Consider the following 19,596-nt stretch of genomic DNA (forward strand, 5'->3'; position numbering starts at 1 on the left):
GTTGCCATCTGTAGACGTGAATTAACAAGTAATAAGGGTTTGGAATATGTTTCGTGAATTTGACAGAACAGGTCGCACATCTTCCGGCGCAGCCAAGATTGTGGCTTTGGACACGAAGCAGGTTGCCGACAACCTGTCCGATATTGCAGCTTTTGATGCTGAGAAAAAGGCAAACCAGCAAGCAATGGAGCTGGAGCGCATTGATCTGAAGGCGCGGATGCATAACTCGTTGCTGGATAAGCTGAATCTGGCCGTCATCGACAAGGTCGAAGAAGAAACGCTTCGCGGTGAAATCGGAAAGCATGCAACCGAACTACTTCGTGCCGAAGGCCGCGCGATGCGCAGCGAAGAGGTCAAGCAACTGGTCGAGGAGCTGATGCATGAGGTTCTGGGGCTTGGTCCTCTGGAACCGCTGCTGGCTGATCCGACGATCAACGATATCCTGGTCAACGGGCATGAACAGATTTTTGTGGAACGTGCCGGTATTCTTGAAAAGACGTCGGCTCGGTTCCGTGACGAACGCCACCTGCTGAGAATTATCGACAAGATTGTCAGCCGCGTGGGTCGCCGGATTGACGAACGCCAGCCTTGGGTGGACGCGCGTCTGGAGGATGGCAGCCGTGTCAACGCGATCATCCGTCCCTGTGCGCTGGACGGTCCGGCGTTGTCAATTCGTAAATTTGCACGCGTTCCGCTGACGATGCAGCGTCTTGTCCAGAACGAAGCCCTGAATGACAGTGCTGCGGCCCTGTTGCGCGGGCTGGTCGAAGCCAAGATGAACGTCCTGATCTCGGGCGGTACCGGTTCTGGTAAAACGACCATGCTGAACGCTCTATCATCTTATATTGGTGCCCGTGAACGTATTGTAACGATCGAGGACGCCGCGGAACTGCAACTGCAGCAGGAACACGTCTTGCGCATGGAAACTCGTCCGGCGGGTCTGGACGGGACAGGAGCGGTTGCGCAGCGTGATCTGGTTCGCAACGCGCTTCGGATGCGCCCCGACCGTATCGTGGTGGGCGAGGTTCGTGGCTCAGAAGCCTTTGACATGCTGCAAGCGATGAACACCGGTCACGACGGTTCGATGACGACAGTTCACGCCAATACGGCCCGAGATGCTTTGTCGCGGGTCGAGCAGATGGTTCAGATGGGTGGGATGGAGCTGCCGCACACGGCGATCCGGTCAACCATCGCGTCGGCCATCAACTTCGTGCTGCAGCTGAATCGTATGTCCGACGGCACCCGTCGCGTAACGTCCATTGCCGAAGTCACCGGTATGGAAGCAGACGTCGTGACCATGCAGGACATCTTTGTCTTCAAGCGTGAAGGCAAGGACGAAAACGGCAAGGTACTGGGTAAGTTCGTTGCAACCGGCATTCGCCCCAAATCCAGCGATGTTTTGGCCGCCGCCGGCGTGGACTTGTCTTCGGTCCAATTCAACTAAGGAGGTCGGCGATGTTTGAGCAAATTCGGGCTTTCTTTGCAGGCATAGATATCAACGCCGTTTTGGGCCCAGAGCTGGAAGTGGCCGGGTTTGACGTACAGTTGGTTATGGCACTGGCAATTTTCCTGGGCGCGCTTATTGCCTTTGAGGGAATACGCCAGTTTCTGAAGCGCGGTGAAAACCGGGAAGAGGCGATCAATCGCCGGGTCCGGATGTTGAACCAAGGTGCAACCGGCGAAGACGTTCTCAACCTGCTGAAACCGCAGGACGCCAGACCGCTGTTGCGGAATTTTCCGTTTGTCGGAGATTTGCCCGCTGCGCTTAAGGCTTCTGGTTTGAACATGGTTCCAGAAGTGTTTTTGATGGCCTGTGTCACAGCGTTTCTGATCTGCGCAATCGGCGGGTCGATGGTGGCTAGTCCCTTGCAGGTGGTTGCGATCTCGGCTCTGGTCTTTCTAATTGGGCCGCTTGTTGCCTTGGGTGCCACGCTTCGTCAGCGTAAAGCGGCCTTGATCAAACAATTGCCAGACGCGTTGGACTTGATGTCGCGCGGGTTGAAGGTGGGTCACCCTCTGAATGCGACCTTGCAAAGCGTCGCCGAAGAAATGCCGGACCCTATCGGAACGGAGTTCGGCCTTGTTGTTGATCAGGTCGCGTTTGGCGAAGAATTGACGACAGCCATGAAGAGTATGGCCGACCGTATTGACGAAGAAGACATTCAGTACCTAGCCGTTGCATTGATGATGCAGCACGGCTCGGGCGGCGACCTTGCGGGTATTCTTAGGACATTGTCCCGCGTGATCAGGGCGCGCATGTCTTTGCGCCGTAAGATCAAGGCAATTTCGGCCGAAGGGCGGATGACCGCCTTTATCCTGTCGGGCATTCCGGTTCTGATTGCGGTGTTCATGACAATAATTACCCCCTCCTATTACGGAGATGTCGCGGACGCTCCGGCATTTTGGCCGGCAATGGGCGTCATTGCGGTGGCAGTGGTTCTCAATGCCATCGTGATGTTCAAGCTCGTGAATTTCCGGATATAAGGAGAATTTACGATGGAGTTTTTCAATTCATTTCTTGAAGGTGGCTGGGGCACTCAGGTCCTGGTGCTTGGACTTGTTCTGGTCGGCGCTATTATCGCCTTTCTGGGAATTTCGTCATCATTAAGCGAGCGCTCTACAGCGGCCGAACGTATGATACCGAGCCGTCAGCGTCAAAACCTGGCCCGGACAACACACGATGAACTCGAAGGCGACGCTCCGGTAGGTTTGAGCGCGGCCCTGATTCCAACTGATGCCAGTGAACGCTTCGAAGTCGGGCAGGTTCTGGCGAAATCGGGTTTTCGCGGAAAGAACGCGATTGCGGGATATTATTTCACGCGTGTACTGCTGGCCACGTCGCTACCATTGTTATTCATCCTGTTGTTGAACTGGCAGCCGGCAAACAGCATCGGCAATTCCATCGGTAAATACATGTCCAGCTTGGACCTGATGGAAATCATCCGCAATGTTGCCATTTTGTGTGCGGTTGGTTTCTTTGGCCCTCAATATTGGATGAACGCGCGCATCAAAGAGCGTAAGCGGCTTATGGAAAATGCCTTTCCCAACATGTTGGATCTTCTTCAGATCGGCGTTGAAGCGGGAATGGGCTTTGATCAGGCCCTTCTGAAAGTTGCCGTGGAAATGCAGCCTGTTTCGCCCGAGATGTCAGAAGAAATTCTGATCGCGTTGAGCGAGATTCAGGCCGGCCGCGACCGGGATGCAGCCCTTATGCGCATGGCGCGTCGCACCGGGCTTGAGGAGATGAGCTCGTTCGTGAGCGTCGTTCTACAGTCAACCAGATTCGGTGTGCCACTTGCGGGAGCGCTGAACACATATGCCGAAGAAATGCGAGAGCTGCGCGAATTGCGGGCGCAGGAAATGGCAAATAAGCTGCCGGTTAAAATGTCTGGTGTGATGGCTTTGCTGATGCTGCCCGCGATCGCTGGGCTTATCCTCACGCCGATCTTCATCCGCTATGCTGAAACGTTCGGGAACTGATCGTTAGCCGATCAGTCCCACGATCGAAATGGTGATCAGGGCCAAACCTGCTGACCCAATTGCGATACCCATTGGAAACTCTCGCGATTGGGCGGTCGACTTGAAACGTGGTGACGTGTCGCGCGCAAGACGGCGGAACAAGGCCATGCCAACCAGACCGACTGCCATCGCCGCTGCAAACAAGAACAGGTAGTTCGATATCTGAGTCGAGGGGACAGCAAGGAAGACGATGGGGAGCATTTTGGCGTCCCCCCCGCCAAGCCAGTTGATGGCAAACAGGCCAAAACAGATCACAAAGCAAACGCCTCCAATCAGCAGGCGCAGAAGCAACTCGTTCCATGCCAGAAAGGGTGCGGCAGCCAATAACAGGATCAGGCCCACGATGCAGTAGGTATTTGGAATTCTGAGCTGGGTAAAATCCGTCCAGGCCATCGCGACAAAAAGCGGTGCGAACAGCCACAAAGCAAGCCAATTCTGCCAGTCGGTGTCAGGCATCAAGCCCTTGCCTGATGCTGCTTTCCGTGCAGTGCTTCGCGTTCCTCGACTGAAACCAAACGTCTTGCCAGCATGTGAAAGTTATCCAATCCTGTTTTCGAATAGATATGCTTCAGATGCGTTCTAACAGTTGCTGGCCCAATTCCAAGCTCTGTACCGATCCCCTGCGGAGAAATTCCGCGAGAAACGAGCGCGCAGACGCGCCATTCCGCGCGCGTCAACCCGGCCGGGTTTCCAGTGCTAAGGATTGGAGTGTCCGTTGTGCTTTTTCGAATTGTCGACACCGTTTGGCGCGACAATGCTTCGGTGACCAAACCTGGTCGGCGGCTTTGGTAGGTTTCCGAAAGCTGCGGTGCGATCTGTTCAATAGCTTCCTTGAAACCGGGTTCGGGCGTTTGCCCGAAATGCAGTTCCAGAAAATCGATCTCGCCCCCTTGGTGATCAAGGCAGACAAACAGAATGTCCTTGATCTTGCGATGAGATAGCCAGTCGACAAGGACGGGCGACAAATCGCTGGGATCTTCCCCGTCTTCACGCAGGCTGAAAACGGATGCCCGTTTCGGCATGTTGCGGAAAGGGCCTAGTGCATCGTTGGCAAAAGACAAGAACAGCGGACGGCTGACAGTCGGGTCACGTGTGTCCGCTCGGGCGGCAACGCGATGTGCGCCCTTGTTGAGCCAAAGCCGGCTGATCACGCCGCATTCTGCACCGAAGGCTTCAACAATGCCTTTCAGCGCAGCGTCCAGTACCAGACCACCTTGGCTCCAGTGAATGAAATTAATAATGGCTCTTGCGTGAAGCGTGTTTGGCAGCCACACTCCGCGATGAGCTTTCCCCCCATCCATGTCACACCATTCCGTTACTCGTAAAAAACTACAGGTTAATGATTTTTAAAGTCTTTTTACCCGACCGATTCTATTCGGTCTTTCAGAAATATCATCTCAAAAACGAACCGGAAATTAATTTCTGATAAATTCGGGGGTATGGCGCAAAAGCTGTGACTAATTAGTCGCCGTTGTGAAGACAATGTGTCTTTTTAACCACCACTGTGTCCGAGGGCGGACCGGAAAGCAGGGGCAATCGGCGCCTTTTCAAAGGTATCAGACCGGGTTCTGAGTCGGTTTGATGGCAGTCGATCTCGGCATCCGGGTGAGATCGCGGGCTTGTGCATAAGCGGGGTGTCCGGCCTGCAAGTTTCAACTTGGGACTACTCCGTGGGGTATTCCACTACACATCCACTCATGATCTACAGAAATTTCGGGGTAGCCCCAGGTGTTGAGGGGAAGTATTTTTACTGTTTTAACTAATAAAAACAAAATATAAGGATTGTTCTTGCAAAAACAATTACAAACTGTTCTCTCTTCTGTGTATTTGTTTACATAAGATTCCTTCGAAATTAATGGGTTGTTGTGAATTTTTCAGAAGCGCCTCCATACTTGCTGCACGCAGAAATGCGATTTCGTCCGATGGAAGAGGAGCCAGAGGGCGGAAAATGGGAAATGGGAGGAATTAATGACCAATAAATCTGTCACACGCCGCGGCGTGCTGAAGTCCGGTGCCGTTGCGGGAACCGGTCTGGCCCTGCCTACGATCTTTACCGCTTCGTCGGCTGCTGCCTATACCAATGAACCGACAGGGTCCTCTGTCACTTTGGGGTTCAACGTCCCACAGACGGGTCCTTACGCCGAAGAAGGCAACGACGAGTTGCTCGCACAGCAACTGGCGGTCGAGCATCTGAACGGCGAAGGCGACGGGGGCTGCCTGAACACGTTCTCGTCCAAGGCCCTGCAGGGGAATGGTATCCTTGGCAAGAAGGTCGAGTTCGTCACCGGCGACACGCAGACTAAGTCGGATGCCGCACGCGCATCGGCCAAGTCGATGATCGAAAAAGACGGCGCGGTGATGATCAATGGCGGTTCGTCCTCGGGCGTGGCCGTTGCGGTTCAGGGCCTGTGCCAGGAAGCGGGCGTGATCTTTATGGCGGGTCTGACCCATGCCAATGACACCACTGGCAAGGACAAGAAGGCCAACGGCTTCCGCCATTTCTTCAACGCCTATATGTCAGGTGCAGCCCTTGCACCGGTGCTGGCGGCTGAGATGGGCAATGAGCGCCGCGCCTATCACCTAACGGCAGACTACAACTGGGGCTGGACCCAGGAAGAGTCGATCGTCGCTTCGACCGAAGCCCTGGGATGGGAAACGGTCAACACGGTGAAAACACCACTCGCGTCGACAGACTTCTCGTCCTATATCGCTCCGGTTCTGAACTCGGGCGCGGACGTGCTGGTTCTGAACCACTACGGCGGCAACATGGTGAACTCGCTGACCAACGCGATCCAGTTCGGCCTGCTCGACAAGGTTGCCAACGGCAAAGACTTCAAGATCGTCGTACCGCTGTATTCCGAACTGATGGCCGCCGGTGCAGGCGAGAACATCAAGGGCGTTCTGGGTTCGATGAACTGGAACTGGCAGTTGCAGGATGAAGGCACCAAGGCCTTCGTGAAGTCCTTTGGCGAGAAGTATGGCAAACCGCCATCAAACTCGGCCCAGACCTGCTATGCGCAGACCCTGCTTTATGCGGATGCCTGTGAGCGTGCGGGAACCTTCAACCCCTGCGGTGTTGTCGAAGCTCTGGAAGATTTTGAGTTCGACGGCTTGGGTAACGGCCCGACGTGGTATCGCGGTGCCGACCACCAGTGCTTCAAGGACGTGCTGGTTGTGCGGGGTAATGAAAACCCGACCAACGCGTATGACACGCTGGAAATCGTTGAGATCACGCCGCGTGCGCAGGTCGAATACGATCCCGAGCACCCGATGTTCGCCGGTGGCGAACTGGGTCAGTGCAACCCGGGCGCATAACCTGAGGTAATGGTCTGGCTGCCTAACGGCGGCCAGACATTTTCGGCAGGCATGATGGCCTGCTAAGCCACTCAATCTACGCTGACCAATCTCGAGGTGGGGCCAATGGACGCCATCCTATTGCAAATTCTGAACGGTCTGGACAAAGGGTCGGCCTATGCGCTTATCGCGCTGGGGCTGACGCTGATTTTCGGAACGCTAGGGGTTGTGAACTTTGCGCACGGGGCGCTGTTCATGATCGGGGCTTTCTGCGCCGTTACCCTGCAAAAGCTCATGAACCTGAGCTTCGTAACCCTTGACGAAACCCAGACCGATTTTCTGGGTAATCCGCTGAAAGTGGAAACCCCCTATGTTGAGGCGTGGTTCGGCCCCGAGGTCGGAGCGACCATCATCGACTGGTCCGTTCCTCTGGCGATCCTGTTTGCGATCCCGATCATGCTGTTGGTCGGATACGTGATGGAGCGTGGCCTGATCAAACATTTCTACAAGCGCCCTCATGCGGATCAGATCCTGGTGACCTTTGGCCTTGCCATCGTTCTGCAAGAGATCGTCAAGTATTTCTTCGGTGCCAACCCGATCCAGACTCCGCCACCTGACGCGCTGAGCGGTTCGGTTGATTTGGGCACCATGATCGGCTTTGACCCGAACGCGATCATCTATCCGATCTGGCGTCTGGTCTATTTCGGATTTGCCGTGGCCATCATTGGCGCTGTGTTCTCATTCCTGCAATTCACCACCTTTGGTATGGTCGTTCGGGCGGGCATGGCGGATCGCGAAACAGTGGGTTTGCTGGGCATCAATATTGACCGTCGCTTTACCATCATGTTCGGCATTGCCGCTGCGGTGGCAGGGTTGGCTGGTGTGATGTACGGGCCGCTTAACCCGCCGAATTATCACATGGGTATGGATTTCCTTGTGCTCAGCTTCGTTGTTGTTGTTGTGGGCGGCATGGGATCGCTGCCCGGAGCGGTGCTGGCCGGGTTCCTGTTGGGCATTCTTGAAAGCTTTGCCTCGACCACTTGGGCCACGACCACGATACCGGGCATCAACCAGATCATCATCTACCTTGTCGCCATTATCGTGCTGCTGACGCGACCGCGCGGTCTGATGGGGCGCAAAGGCGTGATGGAGGAATAATCAATGTTGGGACTGAACAAAAAAGACACCAGCCTGCTGATCATCGTCGGCATCCTGACGCTGCTGGCCCCCTTCATCCTGAACCCGTTCCCGTCGGACAGCGCCATGGCGCAGTTCAACGCGGGGTACCCTGACCTGATGCAGCGTTTTGTGATCTTTGGCATTTTTGCCATTGGCTTCAACATCCTGTTCGGCCTGACTGGGTATCTGTCCTTTGGCCACGCGGCCTTTCTGGGCGTGGGATCCTATTCGGCCGTTTGGATGTTCAAATTGCTCAGCTATAACGTCATCCCGGCCATCGCGCTGAGTGTCGTCGTCGCTGGGTTGTTCTCGCTTCTGATTGGCTTTGTCAGCCTGCGGCGTTCGGGTATCTACTTCTCGATCCTGACGCTGGCCTTTGCACAGATGAGCTTTGCGCTGGCCTATTCGGTGCTGTCGAACCCCAAGTTCAACCTGACCAATGGTGAAACTGGTCTGCAGGTCTATGCGGACGATCCACAAATCCTGCAGGGCGCCAATGCACCGGACCTGCCGCATTTGTTCGGCCTGCCCATGCGGGCGACCTATACGCTGGATGTGGGCGCGTGGAGCTTTGACTTCAACGCAGGTTACTACCTGTGTGCAGTTGTCATGATGGTGGTGTTCTATCTGGCAATCCGCATCTTCCGTTCGCCCTTTGGCATGATGCTGCGGGCAGTAAAGTCAAACCAACAGCGGATGAACTATACCGGTCTGAACTCCAAGCCATACACATTGGCGGCCTTTGTGATCTCGGGTATGTATGCTGGTCTGGCCGGTGGCCTGATGGCTGCGATGGACCCGCTGGCCGGTGCCGAGCGGATGCAGTGGACAGCCTCGGGCGAGGTTGTTTTGATGACCATCCTTGGCGGTACCGGTACGCTGATCGGTCCGGTTCTTGGCGCGGGCTTTATCAAGTATTTCGAGAACATCTTCTCGAAGATCAACGATAACGTCCTGCACAGTTGGTTCGCTTTCCTGCCTGACGGTCTGGAAGACGCCGTTGTGTTCCTGATCCACCCGTTCATCGGAAAAGGCTGGCACCTGACACTGGGTATCCTGTTCATGCTTGTCGTTATCTATCTGCCGGGTGGCCTTGTAGAAGGTGGGCAGCGCCTGATGAAATGGTTCAAGCGCAAAAAATCAGGCACCGACGACGCACCGTCGGGCAAAACTGAACCAGCGGAATAAAGGAGGGCGATCATGGCAATTCTGCGAGTAAAAGACGTCAGTAAACGCTTTGGTGGCCTCAAGGCGCTGACAGATGTGAACCTGAACGTCGAGGAAAATTCGGTTCACGCCATCATCGGGCCAAACGGTGCGGGCAAGTCGACGCTGCTGAACTGTCTGGTCGGCAAGCTGATGCCGGATACCGGGTCGGTCCTGTTCGACAACAACTCGGTCCTGGGGCTTGAGCCGTACCAGATCAATCAGATGGGCATCAGTCGCGTTTTCCAGACGCCCGAAATCTTTGGCGAATTGACGGTGATGGAGAACATGCTGATCCCGATCTTCGCCATGCGGGATGGTGCGTTTCGAATGCACGCCTATGAGACGATTGCCAATGAAAAGGACATCGTCGAACAGGCCGAAGCCATGCTGGAAGAGATGAACATGGCCGACAAGCGCGAGATGCACGCCGCATCCTTGTCACGCGGCGACAAACGGCGGCTTGAGATTGGCATGTGCCTTAGCCAGAACCCGCGTCTGCTGCTGCTGGATGAACCCACGGCGGGCATGGCACGGGCGGATACGAACAACACGATCGACCTGCTGAAACAGATCAAGGATGAACGCGACATCACCATCGCCATCATCGAACATGACATGCATGTGGTCTTCAGCCTGGCCGAGCGGATCACCGTTCTGGCGCAGGGGACGCCACTGGTCGAGGATACTCCGGAAAACATTCGCGGTAACCCCAAGGTTCGCGAAGCCTATTTGGGCGAGGCTGCGTAAGGAAAAGCTATGAACGAGAAACCTGACTTTTCAAAAAACGCGAACATGGCCACCACCGCGCCTGCTTTCCTGTCGGTGTGGGACATGCATTCCTACTATGGCGAAAGCTACATCGTGCAAGGTGTCAGCTTTAACGTGCATGAGGGCGAGATTCTGGCTCTGCTCGGCCGGAACGGGGCGGGCAAGACCTCGACCCTGCGCTCGATTGCACGGGTGGGTGAGCCTGACGTGCGCCATGGCGAAATCTGGCTGGATCATCAACCGCTGCACAACATGACCAGCTATGAAGCGGCGGCTGCGGGCCTGGGTCTGGTCCCCGAGGACCGGCGGATCATCCCCGGCCTGACGGTCGAGGAAAATCTGCAACTGGCCCAGATCGCGCCCCCGATCGGATGGTCGCTGGAGCGGCTTTACGAGTTGTTCCCACGTCTGGGTGAGCGCCGTAAGCAAGAGGGTGTGACCCTGTCGGGTGGTGAGCAGCAGATGCTGTCGATCGCGCGGGCGCTGGCCCGCGACATCAAAGTACTGTTGCTGGACGAGCCTTACGAAGGGTTGGCCCCGGTGATCGTGGATGAGATCGAAAAGACGCTGGTCCACGTCAAGCAGCAAGGCATGACAACGATCATCGTTGAACAGAACGCTGTGCGCGCGCTGGAACTGGCGGATCGAGCGATCATTCTGGATACGGGCAGCATCGTTTTTGACGGCACCGCTAGCGAGGTGCTTGAGAATTCCCAACTGCGCGAAGAGTATCTGGCCATCTGACACAAGCCGAACGGCAAAATTGTTCGGTTCAGTTATGGCGGGATGGGTTTTCCATTCCGCCATTTTTCTTTTGGCGAAACGCTGCTTCTTGCGGAATTTTCGCTTAAAAGTTTTGAACTAACAATGGGTTAAAGGGGACTACGGGAAACCCCCTATATCTTGCCCCAGCGTAAGTGGTTAACACGGGCTTATCCAAGGAATAACCGCGGACATTACCACTTTTCCCCTGAGGGGCTGGCGACTTACCCCCTATGCTGGCCCCTCGCTTTCACGAGGTCGGTTGGCCCATCTCGTCCAGCACGTCTACTACAAGCGCGGCCAATTCACTGGCGTGGTCGTAGGTGCGCGAATGAGGAATTTCCGAAATTGGTGTTTTTCGATACCCTTCCGTAAACAACAGGAACGGCACCTTTGCCCGCTGCGCTGTTTCGGCGTCAACTTCACTGTCGCCGACATAAAGGCGCGGACCAGCGGAAGTCACAGCATCAAAACTTGCGTTCAAATGGGCAGGGTCCGGTTTGCGGACCCGCAGCGTATCTCCTCCGAACACGGTGGCAAAATGATGATCTAGCTTAAGTGCGCTTAGAATGTGTCGGGCAGGGGCCTCGGGCTTGTTGGTGCATACGCCAAGGACGCAGCCCATCTCTTGCAGTTCTGCCAGGGCTTCGGCAACGCCGGGATAAGGAACGGTCCGGTCGCTGGAGGCCGCATTGTAATATGACAGCGTTTTCTTTGTCAGGTCCGCGTGGTGCGCTAAGGGAAGACCGCAGTGCAGGATCACCCGTTCGACCAGTTTCGGAAGGCCGTTACCGACAAACTGTTTGATCGTGTCTTGTGGCAAGGGCGCTGTGTCGGTGTCCTGCAGCATCTTGTTTGCCGCGGCAGCGATGTCGGGGATGCTGTCGACAAGCGTGCCGTCAAGGTCGAACATGATTGTTGCGGTCATCGAAAAATCCCCTCGTTTGATCGTGGCGTGACACCTATCCCCTGCGGGAATGCCTTGCAATTGAGGAAGTTCGATTAAGCATCCGAATATGCCCCTTGACATACCTGAGTAAATTTATCAGATTATCGGCAAGTCAGTCAGCAAACCCGGAATCGGGCCAGCCAGAAACTTGAATTGCGAACACAATCGGCCAAGCGCCAAGATATTCTGGAGTTGCCCTGATGAACATGCAGACCCCAAACCCCACTCAGTCCTACGCTGTGTCCATGTTGCCTTCGCACAAGGCCGAAGACCTGACCAAGGGCGGCAATCTTGCACATATCGAGTTGGGCGATCAGCTCTACACGCTGCGCATCACTCGCGCCGGTAAGTTGATCCTGACAAAATGAGCAGTCAAACGTCGCGCGGCGGGGCACCCGTCGGTCGCTTGGCAGATTTAAGCCCGATCGAGGCCGGTGCCGTAATGTACCTGCGTTTATGGAGCGATGGCGGCCAGTCACGTGTGGATGCGGCCAGTGATTTTCAGATCGCGCTGGGCGCGGATATGGGACACGCGGCCATGATGACATTGGACAGGTTGTGTTCCCTATGCGCCCATCATGGACGTCGGCCCCTGATCCGGCATGGGTTGGGATGCTCGTGCCTGGGTGCGGATGAAAACTGTTTTGCCCAGATGATCGCCTCGGCCTCCGAAGGGGCGCGCGAGGATGCCATGATGATGGCATCGCTAATTGTGCGGGCGGATTTTGCCCCGGCTTTGGCTTCGCTATCCGAAGAACTGGGGCTGGCGCTGCGACGTATGACGTCAGCGGTCCCCATGCCGACGACTGGCCACCAACCCCCAGCGACCGTGCTACACTAAGGGCGGGCGCGTTAGACCCCGGCACGCTCCTCGCGCCGGGGTTTTTCTGGCTCAACAGCAGCCGCATCCGGCATGGTGGTGATCATGGTCGCAGGCCGGGGCAGGGGCATAGTCACCCACCTCGGTCAGCACTTCGCGTAGCGCCCACAGGATCATGTCAACATCATCCGCCTCGATCGTCAGGGGCGGGCGGATTTTCAAGATGTTGTCCTTGGGCCCTTCGCTGCCGATCAGGATGCGGTGATCGCGCATCCGGTTCTTGACGTATTTGCAAATCTCGGTGCCCTCGGACCCGTCGGGGTTGATCAATTCGACCCCTAGAAACAGGCCCATGCCCCGCACGTCGCCGACACAGGCAAAATCACCCTCAATCCCGCGCAGCCCGTCCATCAGCCGCGCGCCCATCACGCGGGCGTTGTCCTGCAACCCCTCGTCATCGACGATGTCCAGCACCTCTTTTCCGATCCGGCAGGACAGGGTTGATCCGCCAAAGGTCGAGAAGAACTCGATCCCGTTGTCAAAGCTTTGCGCGATTTCCCTGGTGGTGACCAGCACGCCCAAAGGGTGTCCGTTGCCGATCGGTTTGCCCATGACCACGATATCGGGCAGCGCGCCCTGATGTTCGAAGCCAAAGTAATACTCACCCAGACGGCCCAGCCCGGTTTGTACCTCATCGGCGATACACACCCCTCCGGCGGCGCGGATTTTTTCATAGACTGCAGGCAGATACCCTTTGGGCGGGATGATCTGACCCCCGACCGAAGGGAAGGTCTCGGCGATGAAACCGGCAACGCCGTGCCCTTTGTCCTGCAAAGCGGCAATCGCAGGGTCCACTAAATCCGCGAACTTTGTAGCGCGGCCGGGATCGTCGCGCTTGAATGATCCGCGATAATCGTCGGCCACCTCGACCAGTTCGACCCAATCCGCCTGACCCACCCCGCCGGGCTTGTTGAACTTGTAGGCCGAGATCGCAACCGCCGCGTTGGTATTCCCGTGATAGCCGTGATCCGGCGTCACGATCCCCTTGGCCCCAGTGTGGGCACGGGCCAGCCGAAGGGCCAGCTCATTCGCCTCGGTGCCGGAATTGACGAAAAAGCAGACCTCAAAGTGATCGGGCAGTTTCGACAGCACCTTATCGGCAAAAGCGGTCTGCGCCGGGTGCAGATAGCGGGTGTTCGAGTTCATCCGCCGCAACTGATCCGCCGCCACCGCCTGAATGCGCGGATGCGCGTGGCCCACATGAGGGACGTTGTTATAGGCGTCCAGATAAGGCCGCCCCCATTCATCGAACAGGTGGTGTTTCCACCCGCGCACCAGCATCACCGGGTCGTCATACGTCAGGCTGAGATTGCCGCCAAAGTGCTCGTGCCGCCCCTTCAGGATCGCCTGTTTGTCTGTCGGGCGATAGAACGCCTTGTCATCGGGCAGGTTCAACAGGGCTGCGGGGTTCGGGCAAACCGCGTGCCACAGCTCCATCTCATCGGGATCACCAACACCGGGCCAATCGTTCTGCATTCCGTCCGTGGTCATCGCTAGCTGGAAATGCACATGTGGGGCCCAGCCGCCGTTCTGGCTGGCATCCCCCAGACGCGCGAATGCCGCGCCCTGCGCCACGGGATCACCAGGTTTCAGTCGCTCGCACACCTCGGGGTCCAGATGACCATAGAGCGTATAGAACGCATCCCCCTCGGGCGTTTCATGATGCAGGATCACGACACCGCCATAGTCCAGATGGGCGTCACGGTTCTCGACCGCCTCAACCCGTCCGCTTATCGGTGCGTGCAGCATGGTGCCCGCCGGGGCGAACACATCCACGGCCAGATGTACCGTTCGCCGATCTGACGCTTTCCACGGCCCCTTGCGGAACCCCGGCTCGGCATAGATCAAGCGCGGTTCGTTGTAGTAACCCAGCCACGGGCCCTCACCATACTCCTCGCCCACGCGCGCGGCCTCGGCCAAAGGCATGTGGAAAGGATTCTGCGGCCAGACACAGTTTTCCACCGACAAAGACCCCATCGGCACATCGGTTAAATCCTGTCCGAACATTGGGGCAAACTGTCCGCGATGCTCATGCAGATAGGTAAGGACATGCTCGGCGCCGTCCGTGACAGGCAACCCGCAGGCAACCCGCAATCGTGCAGACATCAAGCCACCATTCACCGCCTTGTTCCCCAGGAACCGCCACGCCGGGGCCTGACTGATCGTAACATAAGGATCATCGGGGTTTTCAGTCGCCATCAGGGTCGAGTTCACAACCGACACCGCCAGCCGCATCCGCAACAAGGGCCATATCAGGTCAACCTCTTCCGGACGCAAACGATTGGCCGCGTGATACCCGCGCACCAAAGCGGCCAGCGCATGTTCTGGTCTGGGGTGATCCAGAACGATATACGCCCCGGCAATCGCCAGATCGCACACGCGGGGGGCGGCGCACATGTCGCCCAGATCTATCAGTCCGGATACGCTTTGGCGCTGGCCCAACTCGCTTTCGACCAGAATGTTGTAATCATTCGCGTCATTGTGGATGGCCTGTTTCGGCAAGGTGGCAAGCGCAGTTGAGGTCGCTGTAAATTCGGCGCAAATCTCTGTCAAAAGCGCCCGCTGCGCGGTGTCCGTAATAGCGTCCAACTTTTCCAAAATCCAGCCGGCCTGCGTTAGGTCCCACTTAAAGTCGGCCCGGTTCAACCCGCTATGCGAAAACCCTTCCAATGCGCGATCCGTTGCGCCCAATACGCGCCCCAGCCTTAGTATCAGGTCTTCGGACTTGGGCGCAGCCTTGGCGTAGCATTGCCCCGGAAGGCGTTCCAGCAGCCACGCCAGACGCGGCGCACCTTCCTGATCTTCAATTTGAGGCAGTACTACACCTTCAAGATCTTGAATCACCTTTGGAAAGGGCAAGCCCGGCGCTGCGCGCGCAATGTGATCCAAAGCCTTAACCTGAAGGTCCACGAATTCCTGCTCGCACCCGGCCCGCATGACCTTGAGCACATAGTCCTGGCCATTTGTCGCCTGCACCAGAAAGTTCAGGTCGTATTCGCCATCCAAACGGGTCAGTCGCGCATCCAGACCCCAATGCTGGCGCAAAGCGCCTGTCCAGAAACCAATCAAGTCGCTCATTCGAATTCCTGCCCCGCGTTCAGCGGGATCCTTTTCATCTGGCCCTAAAATATCCTCGGGGGTGAATTGGGCCAGCGGCCCAAGAGGGGGCAGACAGCCCCCTTGCTTCATCCCAACGCGCGCAAACGCTTAATCAGGGACGAGGTGTCCCAGCGACCACCGCCCAGTTTCTGCACATCCTTGTAGAACTGATCAACCAGAGCCGTCACAGGCAGGGACGCGCCTGTTTCATCGGCGGTGCTCAGGCAGATGCCCAAATCCTTGCGCATCCAGTCAACGGCAAAACCGTGATCGAAATGGTCGTCCAGCATGGTCTCGTAACGGTTCGCCATCTGCCAGCTTCCTGCCGCGCCCTGGCTGATCACCTCAACGACCGACCGGCCGTCCAGCCCGGCCTTTTCGGCAAAATGCAGCGCTTCACTAAGGCCCTGTACCAGACCGGCGATGGCGATTTGGTTGCACATCTTCGTCATCTGCCCCGCGCCGCTGTCGCCGATCCGACGGCAGATTTTGGAATAGACCTGCATGACCGGCTCTGCCGTGTCATAGGCAGGCTGGTCTCCGCCGCACATGATTGACAGGACCCCGTTTTCGGCCCCCGCCTGTCCGCCCGAGATCGGGGCATCGACAAAGGCGATCCCACGGGTTTTGCCCGCCTCGTACAACTCGCGCGTCACCTTGGCAGAAACAGTCGTGTGGTCGACAAAAATTGTGCCGTCAGACATTCCGTGAAACGCGCCATTTTCACCAGCGCAGACCATGCGCAAGTCGTCGTCATTACCGACGCAGGACATGACGAACTCAGCGCCTTCGGCTGCCTCACGCGGTGTCGCGGCCATTGCACCGCCATGCTGGGCAACCCATGCTTCGGCCTTGGCTTGCGTTCGGTTGTAGACGGTGACGTCGTGACCTGCGGCCTGCAGATGGCCGGCCATTGGGTAGCCCATGACACCCAATCCAAGGAATGCGACTTTTGCCATTTGGTGATCCTCTCTCATGCCCGGTTGGGCCGTTCAGCAGAGACAAACCAAAGCTGCGTGCAAAGGGCAACCCCGTGTTATGCTTTGCCTCCCAAATCTTGCAGGATTGGACAGTCGGGCCGATCATCGCCCGCACATGCGTCAATCAGGTGTCCCAACGTATCGCGCATGGCGTTCAGGTCAGCGATCTTGGCCTCGATTTGGGCCAGATGCGCGCGCGCGACCTTCTTGACGTCGGAACTGGCGCGGGTGTCGTCTTCATACAGGGCCATCAATGTGCGGCAGTCTTCGATTGTAAAGCCCAATGCACGGGCGCGGCCCAGGAAATTCAGCTTGTGTATGTCCTGACTGCGGAACCGGCGGTACCCGTTGTCATCGCGCAGGGGTTTGACCAGTCCGATGTCTTCGTAATAGCGGATCGTCTTTGCGGGTAACCCGGTCTGGGTCGAAACATCACCGATATTCATGGTGCCACCGTTTGCTGAGTTTGTGTGTGCTCTCTTTCAGGCAAAGTGGCCCGGACCCGGCGCAAGCGCAGCGCATTTGTGACTACGAAAACACTGGAAAGCGCCATTGCTCCGGCGGCTAAGGCTGGGGACAGCAATGGCCCGCCAAAGGGAAAAAGCGCGCCTGCCGCAACCGGTATCAACAAGACATTATATCCAAACGCCCAGCCCAGGTTTTGCCGGATGTTCCGCATCGTGCGGCGGCTGATATCCATCGCGTTAGCCACCCCGCGAAGATCACCGGACATGAGCACCACATCTGCTGTTTCAATGGCGACGTCGGTTCCCGTGCCAATCGCAATACCAATGTCCGCGGCTGCAAGCGCTGGGGCATCATTGATGCCGTCCCCGACAAAAGCCAGCGATCCAAACTGGTCGCGCAGGTCATTGATCGCGGCCAGTTTGCCGTCTGGCAACACCTCAGACGTCACGTGATCAATACCAAGTTTCCGGGCAAGCGACTGCGCCGTGCCGCTGTTGTCTCCGGTGACCATTGCCAGAGTCAGTCCCATCGCATGTAGCCTGCCAAGGGCCTCGGCAGTACCGGGTTTGAGCGGGTCTGAAACCGCGATCATTGCGGCGGCCTCGCCGTCGACGGCTAGGAACAAGGGGGTTGTGCCCTCGGCTGCGCGCTGGTCGGCGTCCTGTTTCAACTCTGACACATCCACGTTGTTCTGCCGCATCAACCTGAGCGACCCAATGATGACGTCCTGCCCGTCAACCGAGGCCCGAGCCCCCAAGCCTGTCAGTGACTGGAAGTCCGAGGCATCGGGCGGCACCGCAGGCCCTGCGCGCGTGATTGCTGTTGCGATCGGGTGTTCGGATCGGGTCTCAACCGCTGCTGCAAGCCTTAGGGCTTGATCGCTGTCGAACCCGTTGGCCGTCACGATACTTTCAAGTTCAGGACGTCCCTGTGTCAGTGTCCCGGTCTTGTCCAGCGCCACGACCTTGGCTTGCTGTAGCTGTTGCAGGGCATCGCCCTTGCGAAACAGAACACCCAATTCGGCGGCGCGGCCCGTGCCAACCATGATCGACGTCGGCGTTGCCAATCCCATGGCGCAGGGGCACGCGATGATCAGAACCGAAACACCTGCGACCAATGCCATCGGCAGGGCGGGTGCTGGTCCAAAGATCAACCAAACTACAATCGTCAGGGCCGCAACGCCGATAACCGCTGGCACGAACCACGCGGTGATGCGGTCGACCAGCCCCTGTATCGGTAACTTGGCACCTTGCGCCTGTTCAACCATCCGAATGACTTGTGCCAGAACAGTATCGGCACCAACGCGCGCTGCCCTTACCCGCAGTGCCCCGGTGCCGTTGATGGTGCCAGCCACGACCTGATCCGCCTCGGATTTTCCAACAGGGATCGGCTCACCTGTGATCATGCTTTCATCCACGAAGGATGTGCCGTCCAGAACTTCGGCGTCCACCGGAACACGCTCACCCGGTCTGATCTGAAGGATATCGCCCACCGTAATCTCTGAGATCGGGCGGTCGATCATTGTGCCGTCCCGTTCCACCCTAGCCGTTTTAGGTTGCAGGCCGATCAGCTTCTGGATCGCAGCACCGGTGCGCCCCTTTGCGCGTGCCTCCATCGCGCGCCCCAGAAGGATCAGGACGACGATGACGGATGCCGCTTCGAAATAGACATTGGCGCTACCCTCCGGCAGGGCCGCCGGCGCAAAGGTCGCGACCACCGAATACAAATAGGCCGCCCCGGTTCCCATGGCGACCAGCGCGTTCATGTCCGGGGACCTGCGTAGCAGAGAAGGGATGCCTTTCGCGTAGAAGACCCGTCCCGGTCCAAGCAGAAGAAGAGTGGTCAGGCCAAACTGAATAAGGTGGCTTGTCTGAGTTCCAATCGTAGCGTGAACCCAATGATGGAAGGCCGGGATCATGTGCCCGCCCATTTCCAGCACAAAAACGGGCAACGCCAGCATTGCAGCAAACAGTGTAGCGCGAGCCAGCGAATTGGCTTCCTGCGCCTTGCTGTGGTCTGCTTCACCGCCCTCTTGTGCGACACGGGCTGGATAACCCGCTTTGGTACAGAGGTCCGCCAGCGCCTGTGCGGTGGTTGCCCCGTCCACATACGTCACCGTCGCAGTTTCAGTCGCAAGATTGACCTGCGCTTCAACGACGGCTGGATCACCTGACAAAAGCCCTTCGATCTTGCGCACGCATGATGCGCAGCTCATGCCGGAAACAGTCAGCGTCGTTTGGGTAACAGAAGCCGGATAGCCCGCCTGATCCAGCGCGTGTGTCAGCGACTCAACGGGCCCGGAAAATGAGACCTGCGCGGTTTCGGTAGCAAAATTGACCGCAGCCGATGTAACGCCCGGAACGTCATCCAGAGCGGCCTCAACGCGACCAACGCAGGACGCACACCCCATTCCGGTGATTTTCAATTGAATTTTTTGCGGTGTGGTCATCCGACTCATCCCGATGTGCTTTTCACCCTCTAAATGAGGG

Annotated in this window: 17 protein-coding genes; 10 read left to right on the forward strand and 7 right to left on the reverse strand. The window is 57.3% G+C overall.

All coding sequences use genetic code 11. The annotated features are described in order from the left end of the window. The first annotated feature begins 46 nt into the window (after positions 1–46). Genes RUESEDTHA_RS13905 through RUESEDTHA_RS13915 form a run of 3 tightly spaced genes read left to right on the forward strand, consistent with a single transcriptional unit; the run spans position 47 to position 3,480 of the window. A complete protein-coding gene (locus RUESEDTHA_RS13905; protein ID WP_180887387.1) occupies positions 47–1,444 on the forward strand; it encodes a CpaF family protein in 1,398 nt (465 codons plus the stop codon). Positions 1,445–1,455: 11 nt separating this feature from the next. Continuing rightward, positions 1,456–2,484, forward strand: coding sequence for a type II secretion system F family protein (locus tag RUESEDTHA_RS13910; protein WP_180887388.1), 1,029 nt, complete (start codon positions 1,456–1,458; stop codon positions 2,482–2,484). Positions 2,485–2,496: 12 nt separating this feature from the next. After that, entirely contained in the window at positions 2,497–3,480 is a 984-nt protein-coding gene (locus RUESEDTHA_RS13915; protein ID WP_180887389.1) for a type II secretion system F family protein, read from the forward strand. A 3-nt stretch (positions 3,481–3,483) separates the two neighbouring features. On the opposite strand, the gene RUESEDTHA_RS13920 is transcribed toward RUESEDTHA_RS13915, so the two are convergent. Then, on the reverse strand, positions 3,484–3,975 hold the full coding sequence (locus RUESEDTHA_RS13920; protein WP_180887390.1) for a prepilin peptidase: 492 nt from the start codon (positions 3,973–3,975) through the stop codon (positions 3,484–3,486). Then, the gene (locus RUESEDTHA_RS13925) at positions 3,975–4,820 is read right to left on the reverse strand and encodes a helix-turn-helix transcriptional regulator (protein ID WP_180887391.1); all 846 of its coding nucleotides are present in this window, start codon (positions 4,818–4,820) and stop codon (positions 3,975–3,977) included. Before RUESEDTHA_RS13925 ends, RUESEDTHA_RS13920 begins: the two co-directional genes overlap by 1 nt. A gap of 667 nt (positions 4,821–5,487) precedes the next feature. Here RUESEDTHA_RS13925 and RUESEDTHA_RS13930 point away from each other — a divergent pair. The 5 genes from RUESEDTHA_RS13930 to RUESEDTHA_RS13950 all read left to right on the forward strand — a co-directional run bounded on the left by RUESEDTHA_RS13930 (position 5,488) and on the right by RUESEDTHA_RS13950 (position 10,713). Further along, a complete protein-coding gene (locus RUESEDTHA_RS13930) occupies positions 5,488–6,834 on the forward strand; it encodes a substrate-binding protein (protein WP_180887392.1) in 1,347 nt (448 codons plus the stop codon). 105 nt (positions 6,835–6,939) lie between these two features. Continuing rightward, positions 6,940–7,971 carry a branched-chain amino acid ABC transporter permease gene (locus tag RUESEDTHA_RS13935; protein ID WP_180887393.1) on the forward strand — a complete coding sequence of 344 codons (1,032 nt, stop codon included), beginning with the start codon at positions 6,940–6,942 and terminating at the stop codon, positions 7,969–7,971. A gap of 3 nt (positions 7,972–7,974) precedes the next feature. Next, a complete protein-coding gene (locus tag RUESEDTHA_RS13940; protein ID WP_180887394.1) occupies positions 7,975–9,180 on the forward strand; it encodes a branched-chain amino acid ABC transporter permease in 1,206 nt (401 codons plus the stop codon). A gap of 12 nt (positions 9,181–9,192) precedes the next feature. Next, positions 9,193–9,948, forward strand: coding sequence for an ABC transporter ATP-binding protein (locus RUESEDTHA_RS13945; protein WP_171123751.1), 756 nt, complete (start codon positions 9,193–9,195; stop codon positions 9,946–9,948). A 9-nt stretch (positions 9,949–9,957) separates the two neighbouring features. Beyond that, complete coding sequence (locus tag RUESEDTHA_RS13950) at positions 9,958–10,713, forward strand: ABC transporter ATP-binding protein (protein WP_171123749.1); 756 nt, start codon at positions 9,958–9,960, stop codon at positions 10,711–10,713. A gap of 268 nt (positions 10,714–10,981) precedes the next feature. On the opposite strand, the gene gph is transcribed toward RUESEDTHA_RS13950, so the two are convergent. Next, on the reverse strand, positions 10,982–11,659 hold the full coding sequence (gene gph, locus RUESEDTHA_RS13955; protein ID WP_180887395.1) for a phosphoglycolate phosphatase: 678 nt from the start codon (positions 11,657–11,659) through the stop codon (positions 10,982–10,984). A 221-nt stretch (positions 11,660–11,880) separates the two neighbouring features. Here gph and hemP point away from each other — a divergent pair, with 221 nt between their 5' ends. Then, positions 11,881–12,048, forward strand: coding sequence for a hemin uptake protein HemP (gene hemP, locus RUESEDTHA_RS13960; protein WP_180887396.1), 168 nt, complete (start codon positions 11,881–11,883; stop codon positions 12,046–12,048). After that, positions 12,045–12,521, forward strand: a complete 477-nt coding sequence (locus RUESEDTHA_RS13965; RefSeq protein ID WP_180887397.1) for a hypothetical protein — start codon at positions 12,045–12,047, stop codon at positions 12,519–12,521. The genes hemP and RUESEDTHA_RS13965 overlap by 4 nt, the downstream gene beginning before the upstream one ends. 51 nt (positions 12,522–12,572) lie before the next feature. Here RUESEDTHA_RS13965 and RUESEDTHA_RS13970 read toward each other — a convergent pair whose 3' ends face one another. The 4 genes from RUESEDTHA_RS13970 to RUESEDTHA_RS13985 all read right to left on the reverse strand — a co-directional run bounded on the left by RUESEDTHA_RS13970 (position 12,573) and on the right by RUESEDTHA_RS13985 (position 19,556). Beyond that, positions 12,573–15,638: an aminotransferase class III-fold pyridoxal phosphate-dependent enzyme gene (locus tag RUESEDTHA_RS13970; RefSeq protein WP_180887398.1), complete on the reverse strand. Its 3,066-nt coding sequence runs from the start codon at positions 15,636–15,638 to the stop codon at positions 12,573–12,575. 107 nt (positions 15,639–15,745) lie between these two features. Next, entirely contained in the window at positions 15,746–16,618 is an 873-nt protein-coding gene (locus tag RUESEDTHA_RS13975; protein WP_180887399.1) for an NAD(P)-dependent oxidoreductase, read from the reverse strand. Between the two features lie 77 nt (positions 16,619–16,695). Next, positions 16,696–17,085 (reverse strand): Cu(I)-responsive transcriptional regulator, encoded by a 390-nt coding sequence (gene cueR / locus RUESEDTHA_RS13980; protein WP_180887400.1) that lies wholly within the window; start codon positions 17,083–17,085, stop codon positions 16,696–16,698. Further along, positions 17,082–19,556: a heavy metal translocating P-type ATPase gene (locus RUESEDTHA_RS13985; RefSeq protein WP_180887401.1), complete on the reverse strand. Its 2,475-nt coding sequence runs from the start codon at positions 19,554–19,556 to the stop codon at positions 17,082–17,084. The genes cueR and RUESEDTHA_RS13985 overlap by 4 nt, the downstream gene beginning before the upstream one ends. Positions 19,557–19,596: the final 40 nt, after the last annotated feature.

The sequence above is a fragment of the Ruegeria sp. THAF57 genome (assembly GCF_903914075.1).
Classification (GTDB): domain Bacteria; phylum Pseudomonadota; class Alphaproteobacteria; order Rhodobacterales; family Rhodobacteraceae; genus Ruegeria.

Bases quoted from the DNA above. Each gene is read 5' to 3' on its own strand.
- RUESEDTHA_RS13905 (WP_180887387.1), top strand. From the start codon at position 47: ATGTTTCGTGAATTTGACAGAACAGGTCGCACATCTTCCGGCGCAGCC.
- RUESEDTHA_RS13910 (WP_180887388.1), top strand. From the start codon at position 1,456: ATGTTTGAGCAAATTCGGGCTTTCTTTGCAGGCATAGATATCAACGCC.
- RUESEDTHA_RS13915 (WP_180887389.1), top strand. From the start codon at position 2,497: ATGGAGTTTTTCAATTCATTTCTTGAAGGTGGCTGGGGCACTCAGGTC.
- RUESEDTHA_RS13920 (WP_180887390.1), bottom strand. From the start codon at position 3,975: ATGCCTGACACCGACTGGCAGAATTGGCTTGCTTTGTGGCTGTTCGCA.
- RUESEDTHA_RS13925 (WP_180887391.1), bottom strand. From the start codon at position 4,820: ATGGATGGGGGGAAAGCTCATCGCGGAGTGTGGCTGCCAAACACGCTT.
- RUESEDTHA_RS13930 (WP_180887392.1), top strand. From the start codon at position 5,488: ATGACCAATAAATCTGTCACACGCCGCGGCGTGCTGAAGTCCGGTGCC.
- RUESEDTHA_RS13935 (WP_180887393.1), top strand. From the start codon at position 6,940: ATGGACGCCATCCTATTGCAAATTCTGAACGGTCTGGACAAAGGGTCG.
- RUESEDTHA_RS13940 (WP_180887394.1), top strand. From the start codon at position 7,975: ATGTTGGGACTGAACAAAAAAGACACCAGCCTGCTGATCATCGTCGGC.
- RUESEDTHA_RS13945 (WP_171123751.1), top strand. From the start codon at position 9,193: ATGGCAATTCTGCGAGTAAAAGACGTCAGTAAACGCTTTGGTGGCCTC.
- RUESEDTHA_RS13950 (WP_171123749.1), top strand. From the start codon at position 9,958: ATGAACGAGAAACCTGACTTTTCAAAAAACGCGAACATGGCCACCACC.
- gph (WP_180887395.1), bottom strand. From the start codon at position 11,659: ATGACCGCAACAATCATGTTCGACCTTGACGGCACGCTTGTCGACAGC.
- hemP (WP_180887396.1), top strand. From the start codon at position 11,881: ATGAACATGCAGACCCCAAACCCCACTCAGTCCTACGCTGTGTCCATG.
- RUESEDTHA_RS13965 (WP_180887397.1), top strand. From the start codon at position 12,045: ATGAGCAGTCAAACGTCGCGCGGCGGGGCACCCGTCGGTCGCTTGGCA.
- RUESEDTHA_RS13970 (WP_180887398.1), bottom strand. From the start codon at position 15,638: ATGAGCGACTTGATTGGTTTCTGGACAGGCGCTTTGCGCCAGCATTGG.
- RUESEDTHA_RS13975 (WP_180887399.1), bottom strand. From the start codon at position 16,618: ATGGCAAAAGTCGCATTCCTTGGATTGGGTGTCATGGGCTACCCAATG.
- cueR (WP_180887400.1), bottom strand. From the start codon at position 17,085: ATGAATATCGGTGATGTTTCGACCCAGACCGGGTTACCCGCAAAGACG.
- RUESEDTHA_RS13985 (WP_180887401.1), bottom strand. From the start codon at position 19,556: ATGACCACACCGCAAAAAATTCAATTGAAAATCACCGGAATGGGGTGT.